The organism is Dongshaea marina (genome assembly GCF_003072645.1).
GTDB classification, from domain to species: domain Bacteria; phylum Pseudomonadota; class Gammaproteobacteria; order Enterobacterales; family Aeromonadaceae; genus Dongshaea; species Dongshaea marina.
On sequence record NZ_CP028897.1, the window covers coordinates 2,093,228 to 2,109,325 of the forward strand.

Annotated in this window: 7 protein-coding genes; all 7 read left to right on the top strand. The window is 52.7% G+C overall.

The window, feature by feature from the left end:
- Window positions 1-27: 27 nt before the first annotated feature.
- The 7 genes from odhB to DB847_RS10090 all read left to right on the top strand — a co-directional run bounded on the left by odhB (window position 28) and on the right by DB847_RS10090 (window position 16,082).
- Window positions 28-1,218, top strand: coding sequence for a 2-oxoglutarate dehydrogenase complex dihydrolipoyllysine-residue succinyltransferase (odhB, locus tag DB847_RS10060; protein ID WP_108650558.1), 1,191 nt, complete (start codon window positions 28-30; stop codon window positions 1,216-1,218).
- A 91-nt stretch (window positions 1,219-1,309) separates the two neighbouring features.
- Window positions 1,310-2,482: an ADP-forming succinate--CoA ligase subunit beta gene (gene sucC, locus DB847_RS10065; protein ID WP_108650559.1), complete on the top strand. Its 1,173-nt coding sequence runs from the start codon at window positions 1,310-1,312 to the stop codon at window positions 2,480-2,482.
- Entirely contained in the window at window positions 2,479-3,351 is an 873-nt protein-coding gene (gene sucD / locus DB847_RS10070) for a succinate--CoA ligase subunit alpha (protein WP_108650560.1), read from the top strand. Before sucC ends, sucD begins: the two co-directional genes overlap by 4 nt.
- 150 nt (window positions 3,352-3,501) lie before the next feature.
- Window positions 3,502-3,810, top strand: coding sequence for a hypothetical protein (locus DB847_RS10075; RefSeq protein ID WP_108650561.1), 309 nt, complete (start codon window positions 3,502-3,504; stop codon window positions 3,808-3,810).
- A complete protein-coding gene (locus tag DB847_RS10080) occupies window positions 3,807-4,241 on the top strand; it encodes a type 2 periplasmic-binding domain-containing protein (protein ID WP_108650562.1) in 435 nt (144 codons plus the stop codon). The genes DB847_RS10075 and DB847_RS10080 overlap by 4 nt, the downstream gene beginning before the upstream one ends.
- Before the next feature lie 361 nt (window positions 4,242-4,602).
- Window positions 4,603-6,462 carry a retention module-containing protein gene (locus DB847_RS10085; RefSeq protein WP_108650563.1) on the top strand — a complete coding sequence of 620 codons (1,860 nt, stop codon included), beginning with the start codon at window positions 4,603-4,605 and terminating at the stop codon, window positions 6,460-6,462.
- A 14-nt stretch (window positions 6,463-6,476) separates the two neighbouring features.
- The gene (locus DB847_RS10090; protein ID WP_108650564.1) at window positions 6,477-16,082 is read left to right on the top strand and encodes a Calx-beta domain-containing protein; all 9,606 of its coding nucleotides are present in this window, start codon (window positions 6,477-6,479) and stop codon (window positions 16,080-16,082) included.
- The last annotated feature ends 16 nt before the right edge of the window (window positions 16,083-16,098 follow it).

A 16,098-nucleotide genomic window follows, 5' to 3' on the forward strand; every position in this document is an offset into this window, starting at 1 on the left:
CAATCATTGTCGTAAGGAATTAGATGAATGAGCGTGGAAATTAAAGTACCAGATCTCCCCGAATCCGTCGCTGACGCAACCGTTGCGACCTGGCACAAGCAACCGGGTGACTTTGTTGAGCGGGATGAAGTCCTGGTTGATATTGAGACTGATAAAGTAGTCCTGGAGGTTCCGGCTCCTGAGACCGGGGTTCTCGACTCGATTGTTGAAGAGGAGGGGGCTACGGTCCTGGCGCGTCAGCTATTGGCCAATCTGTTGCCGGGACAGGCACAGAGTAAGCCGGCTACAAAGGAAGCTTCGGCTGAGTCTGTGTCCGAAGGTGAGCGCCTCAAGCCCAATGATCTCAGTGATCTCAGCCCGACCGTGCGTCGCCTGGTTGCAGAAAACGATCTGGATCTGGATAAAATTACCGGTACCGGCAAGGCAGGTCGGGTGACCAAGAAGGATGTTGAAGCCAAGCTGGCCCAGATATCTAAAGCCTCTGCTTCGGCTCCTGAAGTTAAGCCTCTGGCCGCTTCACGCAGTGAGGAGCGGGTACCTATGACCCGTTTGCGCAAAAGGGTGGCCGAGCGACTGCTGGAAGCGAAAAACAGCACTGCGATGCTCACCACTTTTAACGAAATCGATATGCAGCCTGTGATGGAGCTGCGTAAGAAATATCGTGACCTTTTCGAGAAAAAGCATGGTATCCGGCTTGGTTTCATGTCCTTTTATGTGAAGGCCGTGGTTGAGGCACTCAAGCAATATCCTGAAGTGAACGCCTCGATTGATGGGGACGATATCGTCTATCACAACTACTTTGATGTGAGCATTGCGGTATCAACGCCACGGGGTCTGGTGACACCGGTGCTGCGAGATTGTGATCAGCTGTCGATGGCCGAAATTGAAGAGCAGATCAAAAACTTGGCCGTGAAGGGGCAGGATGGCAAACTGACGGTGGAAGAGCTGATGGGAGGCAACTTTACCATCACTAACGGTGGTGTATTTGGCTCCTTGATGTCGACCCCGATTATCAATCCACCCCAGAGTGCGATTTTGGGGATGCATAAGATCCAGGATCGCCCGGTAGCGATCAATGGTCAGGTGGAGATCCGTCCCATGATGTATGTGGCGCTCTCTTATGATCACAGGATCATTGACGGCCGCGAGTCGGTTGGCTTTTTGGTCAAGATCAAAGAGCTCTTAGAAGATCCGAATCGATTGTTACTGAGCGTATAGTCACCGCCTCGTGATCAACAGGCCTGATGTTGTAGTTGATCATTATCTTTGGGGCTGTGATGCCTCTATTTGACGAAAGGACGTTGGGATTATGAATCTTCATGAATATCAGGCCAAGCGCCTGTTACTCGAATACGATATGCCGGTGCCTGAGGGCTATGTGGTCGGTAAGGCACTGGAAGCGGTACAGGCGTGTGAGCGCATTGGTGGGCAGCAATGGGTTGCCAAGTGTCAGATCCATGCAGGTGGTCGGGGCAAGGCTGGAGGGGTTAAGCTGTGCCACTCCCGTGCTGAGATCAAGGAGTTTTCGGATCACTGGCTGGGTCGTGAGATGAAAACCTACCAAACCGGCGATGAGGGAAAGCCAGTCAACCATATTCTGATCGAGGCTTGTACCGAGAGTGTTCAGGAGCTCTATCTTGGGGTGGTGGTTGATCGATCTTTGCAGCGGATGGCTGTCATCGCTTCCAGCGAGGGAGGGGTCGAGATCGAAACGGTTGCCAGCACCAATCCCGCAAAAATCCATACCGTTGCCATTGATCCTTTGGTTGGCCCTCAGCCCTACCAGGCTCGTGAGCTTGCTTTCAAGTTGGGGTTGGTGGAAAAGAAGCTGCTTAAGCAGTTTACCAAGCTGTTTCTTGGCATCGTCAAAATGTACAAAGAGCTGGATCTGGCGATGCTTGAGATCAACCCTTTGGTGATCACCAAAGAGGGAAAACTCTGCTGCCTGGATGCCAAGGTTAGCGTCGATGCCAATGCCATCTATCGTCAGCCCAGGTTACATGACTTGCGTGATCGCTCCCAGGAAGATGACCGCGAATACCAGGCCTCCAAGTGGGAGCTCAACTATGTGGCGCTGCAGGGCAACATCGGTTGTATGGTCAATGGTGCGGGCCTTGCGATGGGAACCATGGATATCATCAAGTTTCATGGCGGCGAGCCAGCAAACTTCCTAGATGTGGGTGGTGGTGCCACCCGTGAGCGGGTGGTTGAGGCCTTTAAGATTATCTTGTCGGATAGTAATGTTAGCGCAATCCTGGTTAACATCTTCGGGGGCATAGTACGCTGCGATCTGATCGCCGCCGGGATTATCGGTGCGGTTCAGGATGTGGGGGTATCGGTGCCTGTGGTGGTCCGTCTTGAGGGTAACCATGCCGAAGAGGGGGCTGCGGCCCTTTCGAGCAGTGGATTGGATCTTATTACCGCATCCAGCTTGAGCGATGCGGCCATCAAAGTTGTTGAAGCGGCCGGGAGGAGTGCATGAGTATCTTGATCAACAAGCAGACCAAGGTGATCTGTCAGGGATTTACCGGTGGTCAGGGCTCTTTTCACTCCCAGCAGGCCCTTGATTATGGAACCCGGTTGGTGGGAGGTGTCTCTCCGGGCAAGGGAGGCGAGACCCATCTTGGGCTTCCGGTGTTTGACTCGGTTCGTGAAGCGGTTGAGCAGACAGGGGCCGAGGCTTCGGTTATCTATGTACCGGCGCCGTTTTGCAAAGACGCGATTCTGGAAGCGATCGATGGCGGGATCAAGCTCATTGTTTGTATCACTGAGGGGATCCCGACTTTGGATCTGCTGGATGTAAAAATGAAGCTGGATCTGGCGGGAGTGCGGATGATAGGCCCCAACTGTCCCGGGGTCATTACCCCAGATGAGTGCAAAATCGGCATCATGCCGGGGCATATTCACCTGAAGGGGCACACAGGGATCGTCTCACGCTCCGGGACTCTTACCTATGAGGCGGTGCAGCAGACCACTGAGCTTGGACTGGGCCAGTCGACCTGTGTCGGCATCGGCGGGGATCCGATCCCAGGCTCGCACTTTATTGACATTCTCGAGCTCTTTGAGTCCGATCCTGAGACTCATGCAATCGTGATGATCGGGGAGATTGGCGGCAGCGCCGAGGAGGAAGCGGCGGCTTATATTAAGGAGCATGTTTCTAAACCTGTGATCTCCTATATTGCCGGAGTAACCGCGCCGAGTGGGAAACGTATGGGACATGCCGGGGCGATCATTGCGGGGAATAAGGGAGATGCTGAGAGCAAGTTCCAGGCCCTCGAGTCTGCCGGTGTTCATGTAGTTCGTTCGCCCGCAGAGATAGGCCTCAAGGTTCAGCAGGTCTTGCAAAGATAACTCCCTTTGTAATGGACTCCCTAAGCCCGGTTTATCCGGGCTTTTCTGGTTTAGGAGCAGTGTTGTTGCACACTCAAGACCTTGGGGAAACGCCTTGAAAAAAAGGTATCATAAACCATAATAAGCGTTATTAACTCATGGTTATAACTGATGCTGGTGATTTTACTGACGACGGCGCTTGCCGTGACCGATAATAATAAGGTTTGTTACCCAAATATCGGCTTCCCGCCCTATATTATTGGCGAGGATACTTATGTAAGGGCTAATCCGGGTAGTTTAGTCGAGTTAATAAAAGCTGCATTTAATACGAATGGAATTAAAATCACTTTATATAGACGCCCATGGGAGCGGTGTTTAATTGATCTAAAGTCCAATATGGCGATTGCTATCTTCCCTTCCGTCTATATCCCGGACGAGAGAGTTTTGCGGCCTACCCGGGTTCATCAAGGAGCTCGATGAAGGATTATCAGATAGGTATCGCTCGATTTTCTTTTTTCTACCGCCCTGATTTAGAGATTAATTGGGATGGTGAGAGATTCAATGGTGGAAAATGGAGGATCATCAGCATTCCAGGGACTAAAGCGGAAGAGAAGCTTCGGCGGCTAAAGGCTGACGCAAGTGATATTCATATAAAGCAACTGGAAGTTGCCTTGAAACTGGTAGAGCGGGGCAGAGCAGATGGTGTCATCATGGAGGAGCATTCGGGTGAGAAAATAGTGAAGGCGATGAACCTTGAGAATAAAATTATCAAATCAGAAAAGCCATTCATAGAGGAAGGCTTGTATCTGGTTTTTTCAAAAGAGTTTTACGATAGGCACCAGAGTATATCACGCAATATATGGTCTGAAGTGATTAACCAGAGATATCGAATTACTCAGCCAAAGGAGTAATATTGTTAATTATGATTATCCCTCTTAATATTTCATGTGAATAATATTTCATCTTTCCGCTGCATTTTTTGTTTTTCGACATGAAAAATAATTGAGATATCAATATTTTCTCAACCGTTCTGAATGCTTTGTGCTACCCTCAAAAGCTGTGGATTCCCTCCGGTACACTTGATTGAGCTGGCTTGACTAAACTAGATAGAGGGGAGTTCCCTAGCTTATTTCTCCGTGGGTTGGTGGGTGTGCAGAATCTCAAAAAATTAACTAGGCTTATAGGTTCAGGGACAGGTCAACACTAGGCTATGGATCAGTAAGATTGCACGCAGGCGATCGTAAGATCAGATATTGAAACCGGGGGTTGGTCATGGCTCAAACAACAGAGATAGCCGGTTGTGTTGTCACTCATCTTCATGGTGATGCCTATTTGATCAACTCCCGGGGGCAAGAGCTTCCGCTGGAGGTTGGGCAGACCATCTCTCCAAACACCATGGTGGTGACCGGATCTGCAAGCTCTGTGTTGCTGCAGGGCGAGAAATTTAGCCAGCTAGTCTCTGAGAGCAGTGTTTTTAGCTTTCAATCAACCGATGATACAGATTTTCCCTATCTGTTTAGCCGGGGGGAAGTGAATCTTGACTCTCTGCAGCAGGCTCTTGCGGCTGGAGAAGATCTCACCAGGGTTTTACAAACCGCCACATCCGGTGCAGAGGAGAGAGATAGTATTCAACAAGGGGTAACTCTTGAACGTACCGCCGATGAAACCCTGGCAGAGGCGGGATTTGATACATCTTATGCTCCATCAAACGTCCACGAGGCTCAACATACAGATTCTGTGGAGTATATTAAACCCGCTTCAACCGTCTCCCTGTCTGGACCGGCTCAAGTCTATGAGTCCGGTGGAGAAGCTCTCTACACCCTCACTTTGGATCGGCCGAGCGATGAACCGATCACCGTCTATATCAACTACTCTCCGGGAACAGCGATTGGCGGTGGTGTTGACTACTCTGAGGGAGTTAGCTCAGTGACTATTCCTGCCGGTGAAACCTCTGTTAGTTTTACGGTGGATATTGTCGATGATGCCCTGTCAGAGAGCCATGAAGAATACAGGGTTTCATTGGCTTCAACTTCGGGAGGCAAGGCATCTCTAGGCACAGAGTCATCGGTAACCACCAGTATTTTGGATGATACAAATGGAGGTGGTGCCCTGGATGGCCCAGTTGTGACTCTCACCGGCGATCTCAGTGTCGGGGAGTCTTCGGGGGTTGCGAACTACACAGTGAGCCTGGACAAGGCCGGGGCCGAGGATGTGGTGGTGACCCTCAGCTATGCCGATGGTACGGCGTTGGGAGAGGGTGTTGACTACATGGATGGGGTGGCGACCCTCACCATCCCGGCGGGGCAGCTCAGCGGCAGTTTCAGCGTCGCCATTACCGATGATGCTCTTTCTGAAAATGCTGAGGATTACACAGTATCCCTTGCCTCAACCTTGGGGGCGGAATCCTCCTTAGGTAGCAGCACTTCGGTGACCACCAGTATTGTGGATGATACCGGTGGTGGTGGCGCTCTGGATGGCCCAGTTGTGACCCTTACTGGCGATCTCAGTGTCGGAGAATCTGCAGGGGTTGCGAACTACACAGTGACTCTGGACAAGGCCGGGGCCCAGGATGTGGTGGTGACTCTTAAGTATGCCGATGGCACGGCGCTGGGAGAGGGTGTTGATTATACGGATGGGGTGGCGACTCTCATCATCCCGGCGGGGCAATTGAGCGGCAGTTTTACTGTTGCCATCACAGATGATGCCCTGTCTGAAAATGCTGAGGATTACACCGTATCCCTTGCCTCAACCTTGGGAGCGGAGTCCTCCTTAGGTAGCAGCACTTCGGTGACCACCACAATTGTGGATGACACAAATGGTGGTGGCGCCCTGGACGGTCCGCAAGTCACTCTCTCTGGCGATCTCAGTGTCGGAGAATCTGCAGGGGTTGCGAACTACACAGTGAGCCTGGATAAGGTCGGATCCCAGGATGTGGTGGTGACTCTTAATTATGCCGATGGTACGGCGCTGGGAGAGGGGGTTGATTACACGGATGGGGTGGCGACTCTCACCATCCCGGCGGGGCAGCTGAGTGGCAATTTTACCGTCGCCATCACAGATGATGTCCTGTCTGAAAACAATGAGGATTACACCGTCTCCCTTGCTTCAACCTTGGGGCGGAATCCTCCTTAGGTAGCAGCACTTCGGTGACCACCAGTATTGTGGATGACACAAATGGTGGTGGTGCCCTGGATGGCCCAGTTGTCACCCTCAGCGGCGATCTCAGTGTCGGCGAGTCTGCAGGGGTTGCCAACTACACAGTGACCCTGGACAAGGCCGGGGTCCAGGATGTGGTGGTGACTCTTAACTATGCCGATGGCACTGCGCTGGGAGATGGTGTTGATTACACCGATGGGGTGGCGACCCTCACCATCCCGGCGGGGGAACTCAGTGGCAATTTTACGGTTGCGATTACCGATGATGCTCTTTCTGAAAACAATGAGGATTACACCGTCTCCCTTGTCTCAACCTCTGGGGCTGAGTCCTCCTTAGGTAGCAGCACTTCGGTCAGCACTACAATAGTGGATGATACTGACGGGGGCGCCCTGGATGGCCCGCAAGTCACTCTCTCTGGTGATCTGAGTGTCGGGGAGTCAGCGGGTGTCGCCAATTATACAGTGAGCCTGGACAAGGCCGGGGCCCAGGATGTGATGGTGACTCTCAACTATGCCGATGGCACGGCGCTGGGAGAGGGTGTTGATTATACGGATGGGGTGGCGACTCTCACCATCCCGGCGGGGGAACTCAGCGGCAGCTTCACCGTCGCCATCACAGATGATGCCCTGTCTGAAAACACTGAGGATTACACGGTCTCCCTTGCCTCAACCTTGGGGGCGGAATCCTCCCTGGGAGCGAGCACTTCGGTGACCACCACAATTGTGGATGACACAAATGGTGGCGGTCCCCTGGATGGCCCAGTTGTGACCCTCATTGGCGATCTCAGCGTCGGCGAGTCAGCGGGTGTCGCCAATTATACAGTGAGCCTGGACAAGGCCGGTGCCCAGGATGTGGTGGTGACTCTTAACTATGCCGATGGCACGGCGCTGGGAGAGGGGGTTGATTACACGGATGGCGTCGCGACCCTCACCATTCCGGCGGGGCAGCTCAGCGGCAGTTTCACCGTCGCCATCTCAGATGATGATCTGTCTGAAAATGCTGAGGATTACACCGTCTCCCTTGCTTCAACCTATGGGGCTGAGTCCTCCTTAGGTAGCAGCACTTCGGTGACCACCAGTATTGTGGATGATACCGATGGTGGCGGCGCCCTGGATGGCCCAGTTGTGACTCTCACCGGTGATCTCAGTGTCGGAGAATCTGCAGGGGTTGCCAATTATACAGTGAGCCTGGACAAGGCCGGGGCTCAGGATGTGGTGGTGACTCTTAACTATGCCGATGGCACGGCACTGGGAGAGGGTGTTGATTACACCGATGGGGTGGCGACCCTCACCATCCCGGCGGGGCAATTGATCGGCAGTTTTACGGTTGCGATTACCGATGATGCCCTATCTGAAAACAATGAGGACTACACCGTCTCCCTTGCTTCAACCTTGGGGGCGGAATCCTCCTTGGGAGCGAGCACTTCGGTCACCACCAGTATCCTGGATGACACCGACGGCGGTGGTGCCCTGGATGGTCCGGTTGTGACCCTCACCGGCGATCTCAGTGTTGGCGAGGCTGATGGTGCTGCCAACTACACAGTGATCCTGGACAAGGCCGGAGCCGAGGATGTGGTGGTGACCCTCAGCTATGCCGATGGCACGGCCCTCGGTGGTGGGGTTGATTACACCGATGGGGTGGCGACCCTCACCATCCCGGCTGGGCAGACCAGTGCTAACTTCACGGTGGCACTCACCAACGACATTCTCTCTGAGAGTGCAGAGAATTATCAGGTATCTATTGCCTCCACCCGGGGGAGTGAATCCTCCCTTGGCGGGAGCACGCAAGTTACGACCACAATTCTTGATAATGATGATTTACAAAGTGTTGCCCTGAACGTGCATGAAGCAGATCTATCCTCGGGGAGTGATACTGCCAGCGCTAGCTTTGGGGTCGGAACCGAGGCCTTAGTGTTTGACTTGAGTCCGGCCCAGCAGGCGGCCCTGGATGCGCTTACCTCTGATGGGGTGAGTCTGCAGTATGCCAATGATGGAACCTCGATTACTGCCCATACGGGGGATCCCGACGATCCCGTGTTCAGGATCAGCCTCAATAGCGCCGAAGGTGGCTCGACGGCTGAGGTAGAGCTGTTTAAGGCGATCGACCATCCGGCGGCACAGGGGGCAAACTGGCTGAATACCGAGTTGGATGTGGTAGCGAAAACTGCCGATGGTGATCGAGTCAGCAGCCAGACTCTGGAGGTGAATTTTCAGGATGCTACTCCCGATCAGGGTCTTAGTGCTTCACATAATGTCCCAGTGGTTGCCGAGCCAACCTATCAATTGATGACGGTGTTGGATCTCTCCGGCTCCATGTCTTGGATCCCTGAGGCCGATATTGTGGCTGGTGCGGGAGAGCAGAGCCGGCTGGATGTCTCCAAGGAAGCGATCCGCAACATGGTTACCGAATATGCCCAGGAAGGCGACGTGGTCTTTCACGGTATCGGGTTTTCTGATCTGGGAGCTACCTCCCAATCCGGTTCGATCACCATCAACAAGGCGGACAGTAATGGTGACGTTGATCTTACTGCTCTGGATAGCTGGCTCAACGCCTTGGTGGCAGGAGGGGGGACAGACTATGAATTAGCCGCCAATACCCTGAACAGCTATCTGGATGTTCACCGAGATGAAATCAGAGCCGATGAGGGGCGTCTTTACTTTATCTCGGATGGTGTACCCCTAAGTGGGAATACGGATCCTGGCTATCTGACCGGATTGATGACAAATAACATGCAGGGGGAGAATGCCGATGTCTTTGATGAGAACTGGTCGATCGGGATCACTGCAGCAACCTCCAATGATTCATTGATCGCGATGGCAGGGGGGGAGGCCTCGGATCTCCTGACCATGACCAGTGCTAATCAACTCAGTGATGCATTGATCTCAACGGTAACGCCTCCCCAGGTCACGGTGAGCGGAGATGCAGTTGCAGATAATCTTGACCTGGTCGAGGGCGTTACAATCAATTCGGCCAGTATCGGTGGCCAAAGCTACTCTCAGGGGGATTTCCCACTGACTGTGCAGGACTCCGATGGAAAGGCGATTGGTCAGCTGACTCTGGATTTTTCAACCGGAGCCTACTCCTTCACCCCATCTGGTGAGAGTCTCGAAAGCTTTGTGGTGACCTATGATCTGATCGATAGTGACGCGGATGTTTCAGCACCAGCGACCCTTACCTTTGATCTGAGCACCCTCACTTTTGCCCTTAGTGGAGATGGCAGTGTGGCTGAAGGGAATACGGCCAACTATCAGCTTACCATTGGAGGGAGCGATATCCAGGCCGGAGAAAGTGTAACGATTCGGATTGATACCCTGGATGGGGTGAGTATCAGCTCCGCCAGTGAAGGCGTGGATTACAACAGTGCCGATGGCAGCCTTACCATCAGAGGTCCCCATAGTATCGGAGATACCATTCCATTGACGGTCTCTACCACTCAGGATGCTTTGGCCGAAGGTAATGAGGCATTTGTGCTTCAGATCAGTAATCCCAGTGCGGGGACGGTGATCAATGCCGATGGTTTACCTGTGGCATCATCGAGTGTCGAGACTACCATCATGGATGCCAGTGAGCTTGATGATCTGACCTTTACCCTCAGTGGAGATGCAAGCGTGGCCGAGGGAGGGGTTGCCAACTACCAAATTACATTAGGTGGCAGCGAGATCCTAAGTGGTGAGAGTGTCACCATAGATCTCAATACCCTGGATGGAGTAAGCATTACCAGTGCAACCGAAGGGGTAGACTACAACAGCGAAGATGGAACCCTGACCATCAAGGGCCCCCTGAGTAGTGGAGATATCGTTCCATTGACGGTGACCACGCTGCAGGATGCCGAGCTTGAGGGAGACGAAGCGTTCCGCCTTGAGATCAGTAACCCCTCCCATGGGGCGGTTAGCGGCTCCGGAGTGGTGGAGACCACTATCACGGATGCGAGTGTACTCGACGATCTGACCTTCAGCCTGAGTGGTGACACTAGTGTGGTCGAGGGCAATGCAGCGAGCTACGCAATCACAATTGGTGGCAGTGAGATCCTGACGGGCGAGAGTGTGACTGTCCAGCTCGATACCCAAGACGGTGTTTCGATCACATCGGCTACCGAGGGGGTGGACTACAACAGCAAAGATGGCACCCTGACCATCAGCGGCCCGATGAGTGCGGGCGACAGTTTTGATTTCACGGTGCAGACGACTCAGGATGCGCAGGTTGAGGGTGATGAGGCACTCCGGGTGCAGATCTCTAATCCGAGCAAGGGCGGCATCAGTGGCATCAGCACTGTGGAAACCACTATCAAGGATGCGAGTGTGCTCGACGATCTGACTTTCAGCCTGAGCGGTGATTCAAGTGTGGTTGAAGGCAATCAGGCAAACTATGCGATCACCATAGGTGGTAGTGAGATCCTTGCTGGCCAGAGTGTCACTCTGGATCTCAATACCCTGGATGGAGTAAGCATTACCAGTGCAACCGAAGGGGCAGACTACAACAGCGAAGATGGCACCCTGACCATCAGTGGCCCGAAGAGTGCGGGTGATAGCTTTAACTTTACGGTGCAGACCAACCAGGATCTGCTCCTTGAGGGGGACGAGGCCTTCCGGGTGCAGATCTCTAATCCGAGCAATGGCAGTATCAGCGGCACCAGTACGCTGGAGACCAGCATCACAGATGATGATGCATTGCAGGGGGTGACCCTGGCGGTTGAAGAAAGTGGTTTAGGCACCTCTTCAGATACGGCAACGGGCAGCTTTGTGGCCGGAACTTCTGAACTCACTTTTGCATTGACCCAGGCTCAGCAAGATGCTCTCGATGCCATCACCTCCAACGGCGCTGCGCTGCAATACAGCAATGATGGCACCACAATCACCGCCCATACCGGCAATCCGGCCGATCCGGTATTTCGGGTAAGCTTAACCAGTGATGTGGCAGGCTCCTCTGCGGATGTTGAGTTGTTTAAGCCAATTGAGCATCCCCAGGTCCAGGGGGAAAATTGGTTGGGTATCGATCTTGGGGTCGAGGCAAAAAATGCAGATGGCGATCTTGTGGGGAGTCAAACCCTGACCGTCAATATTCAGGATTCTATTCCCGAAACTCTGCCGGCTGAGAGTGTGGATCTCTCCGGGATCAATAGCTATTCAGGCGATCTTATCACCGGCTCTCTCAACCTGGTGGAAGGTGCCGAGATCCGCTCAACCACCATCGATTTTGGGGTTGATGCAGAGCAGGGGGTACAGGTCAGAACCTATGTGTTTAAGAATGCAAGTACTCTGGAGAGTCCCAATAGCTCTTTGGATATTTATGATGAGAAGGGGGACAAGGTTGGGGAGATCACAGATGAAGGGAATGGATGGTACTCACAGGCAATTATTGATGATGCTTCGGTAAACCTTGGAACCTTCAGGATCAATCCCACCACAAGCGAGTACTCCCTTACTCTGAACGATAATCGCAGTCTCCAGGAGCATTTCAATGTGAACTATGAGCTCCTGGATGTAGATGGTGACATAGTGGCCAGTCACCTTGATTTTGACCTGGGTTCGGCCCTGGATCGATTGACCTATGCGTTGAGCGGTGATGCGAATGTGGTCGAGGGTGGCAGCGCAAGCTATGCCATCACCATCGGCGGTACCGATATCCTGGCCGGTGAGAGTGTGACGATCAAGCTCGATACCCTGGATGGGGTAAGCATTGCCAGTGCCACCGAAGGAGTGGATTATAGCAGTGCCGATCAGACCCTCACCATCCATGGGCCCCTGAGCGCAGGGGATTCGGTTCCACTGACGGTCGCCACTGTGGACGATGCATTTGCTGAGAGTCCGGAGTCGTTCCAGCTCCAGATCAGTAGCCCCAGCAACGGCACAGTGATCGATGGTGGCGGAAGCCCGGTTGCCTCCAGTGCGGTGGAAACCACCATAACCGATGACTCGGGATCGGATCCTCAGGACACGGTAACCGTGAAGTTGATAGCTGTTGATAGCTCCGGTAATGCCATAGGTAGCAGCACCATCAGTGAGGTTGAAAGCAGTTTTGATTACTCGAGCCGAACCGCTGAGATTATTAGTGAAACAGATGCAAACCTGATTGGAACCTCCTCTAATGAGCAGCTCCTCGGGGATAAGGATGTTGCCATCGATGAGTTTTTTGATGCGAAAGAGATGTCGGATCAGATGGTGGGCTTTGATGGTCATGATGTCTTTATCTCCGGAGAGGGGGATGATGCTATCTATGGGGGCAACCAGGCGGCGGGATTCAATGCTTCTGATGGCCTGGATACGGTGATCTACAGGGGGAACTTTGCCGATTACAGCATAGATATGGGAGATCACGGGGTCAACGCTCATATAAATGTGAAAGATACCCGATATAACTCAGCACTTGGCCCGGATGATCCGGCCAACGATGGCGTGGATACCTATGAGTGGGGCGATGATCTCTATAGTGTGGAGCGGTTGCTGTTTGCCGATGGCTCTTACGTGATTGTTGATGATCAGCTGGTGAAAGAGGGTGAGCAGGCCTACTACAAAGCGATTTTAGTGGACCACAATGGTGATGAGATCGCCGGGGCTGCGGGAACCGTGGATGTAACCTTCACCGATGCTACAGCCACACTCAACCAGGATTATAAGGCTTCCAGTGGGCAGGTTGAGCTCAATCAGATCTTCAGTGCATCCAGCATTAATGATGCGATTGTGGATACGGCAGAGACCTTCAGTGTCGCTTTGGACGCTAATAGCGCCAATATCACCAGTGCCAGCTATGAAAATGTGACCGAAGATACCACGCCTGTGGTGACTACCATAACCGATGCCAGCGTGCTCAGTGAGCTGACCTTTGCCTTGAGTGGGGATGCAGCGGTAAATGAAGGTGAGTTTGCTCATTACCTCATCACTATTGGAGGGAGTGAAATCCTTGCCGGAGAGAGTATCACCCTTGAGCTTGTCACCCAAGATGGCACCAGCGTCATTGCGACCGAGGGTGTTGATTATAATAGTGCGGATCAGACCCTGACGATTAATGGTCCCCTGAGTGCGGGACAGACCATACCTGTCACCATCAAAACCAATACCGATAGCTGGGTTGAAGGAACTGAGCGCTACCGGGTACGTATCTCATCTCCATCCCAGGGAACAGTTTTGGCGGGTATGGCTATGGTTGAGACTGGTATCAATGATCTCAATACCCTCAATGATGTTGCTCTGGATGTTCAGGAGTCCGATCTCAGTGGTGCCAGTAGTGATAGTGACTCGGCAAGCTTTGGTGTCAACGCCAATGATCTGGTGTTTAATCTGGCGGCCGCTGAACTCAATGCTATCACCAGCCTGACTTCGGGAGGAAATAACCTGCAGGTTTCTGGTGATGGGACCTCTACCCTCACTATTCATACCGGAGATAGTAATGATCCGGTATTTACCGTCCAGCTCAATAATGGTGAGCCGGCCACGGTTCAAACCACGCTGTTAAAATCGATTGAGCATGATTCAGCCAACGGCGAGAATATTAAGGCTCTGACATTCACGGTCGATGCCCATGACACTGCGGGTGTCACTGCGGATAGTGCCAGCCTGACTCTGAATATTCAGGATTGGATCCCGGACACAGTCGCTCCGGTAAGCCAGGCGGTATCGGTCAATATGGATACTGTGACCTACCAGCTGGTGGTTAGCTTAGATATCTCTGAGTCTATGTGGTGGGATAACGGGGTTCAGTTTGATCTCCTGGATCCCAGCGAGTATGCCACCAAACCTCATGCGATGAAGGTTGCAATCGAGTCGATTCACAATATGGTGGAAGCCTATGCCAAGGAGGGGGACGTGGTCTTTCACGGGCTCACTTTTGCTGGTGATGCGGGACCCAGATCAGCCCCAATCACCATTAGCAAGAGTGATACCCCGGATCTCAGTGCCCTGGACAGCTGGCTCAATAGCCTGACACCCGCCTCCTATACGGATTACTCTGATGCAGCCAACGATCTCTATAACTATGTCACCGGGGATGATGGCACCAATGGAGGAGCAGGCTATAAGTCTGAGATAGGCTCAGGCGAGGCCCGCTACTACTTTATTTCCGATGGCTTGCCCTATCACGGTGGAGCGGTGGAGGGGCCGGGTCCCGACGCAACCTTCGATGCAAATAACACCCCGGCGGCGCTGCAAGCTAGTATGGATCGGGTATTAGGTGGCGATCTGTTTGATGAGCATCATGTGTTAGGGATCATGCAGGAGAGTGTCACTAATTATAACGGCTCATCTCCCAGTGATTATCTGAATGCGATGGCGGTGGGTGAGTCGGCCCAGGTGACTCAGGTAGACTGGAAGAGCTCGGGAGATCTCAATGATACTCTGGTGGATACGGTCGGTGAACCACTCCAGGATCTCATCAGTGGAACAGCCTTGCTCCCTTCTGAGCTGATAGAAACTACCTCGATCAATATCGTCTGGGTCAGTGGTACCGGTATTGAAACCTCGACCTATACCCAGGGTGCGGCCTCCATGACGGTTTATACCACAGGCGGTGCAGCGACCGGTACAGAGATTGGGGTACTGACCTTTGATCACAGCACCGGGGCCTATAGCTTCAGAGCGAGTGGCGAGAGTACCCAGGACTTTACCCTCAACTATGAGTACGTTGACCGGGACGGTGATTCGGTCAATAGTAGCATCGATTTTGTGCTCAACGAGAGTCCCGGGCAGTACCAGATCGAAGTGCTGGATCAGCACACGATCGGCTTTGATAATGTGTTGGGGATCTATAAGCTCGACGCTAATGGGCAGATAGATACCAGCAGCATAGAGATCATTCTCGACTCACAATCCAACATGGTCGATGCGGGGGATGTGTTTTATAAGCACCTTAAGACTCTTGACTTTGATGATGATGTGGGCTTTTTCCTCTTAAGTGATGGGGCAGGTACCAGTTTTAATAATGGCCCGGTGAGTGCCAGTAACCTTGAGCTGACCCGGGATCCTGGGAGCGGGGAGTATAGTGCAACCCTGGATGGAAGTGGCAGCCCGGTGGCGACCAGCATCTTCTTTAGCCATACCAGCTTTAATACAGATGAGACCGATCACTTTGAATTTACCCAAAATGGTGATGGTTCGGTGACCATAGGGATTGAAGATGTCGATAAGGTGCTCAACCCCGGGGGCTATTACGATAACGATCTCAATGATGTTGTTTTGCGACTTCGCCCGATACATACCAACAATAACCTGGATGCCAATGATTTTGAGTCCAACAAGATGGTACTGCATGGGGTGGAAACCGAGGCCACTCAGGAGAACTTCGTGATCCCGGATTATCCAGTTTCAGAGATCAACAGTTTTGAGGTAGAGAAGTTTGATGCGGGGGATCAACTGGATCTGCGCAATATCATGCAGAGCTATGATCCCGGTAATGTAGCAAATTACCTGGAGCTGGCGTTTAATACCGGCAGCGATGGCGTGGTTGATACTGTATTGACGGTCCATACTAATGGCACATCCGGAACCGCTGCCGATGATGTGACCGTGGTGCTGGATAACTTTGATGCCCACGCAGCAAACCCTGGTTGGACTGAGGAGCAGGCACTGCAGGATCTGCTGGATAACAATAACCTGATCATGCAGTAAGCACACCAGACTTACT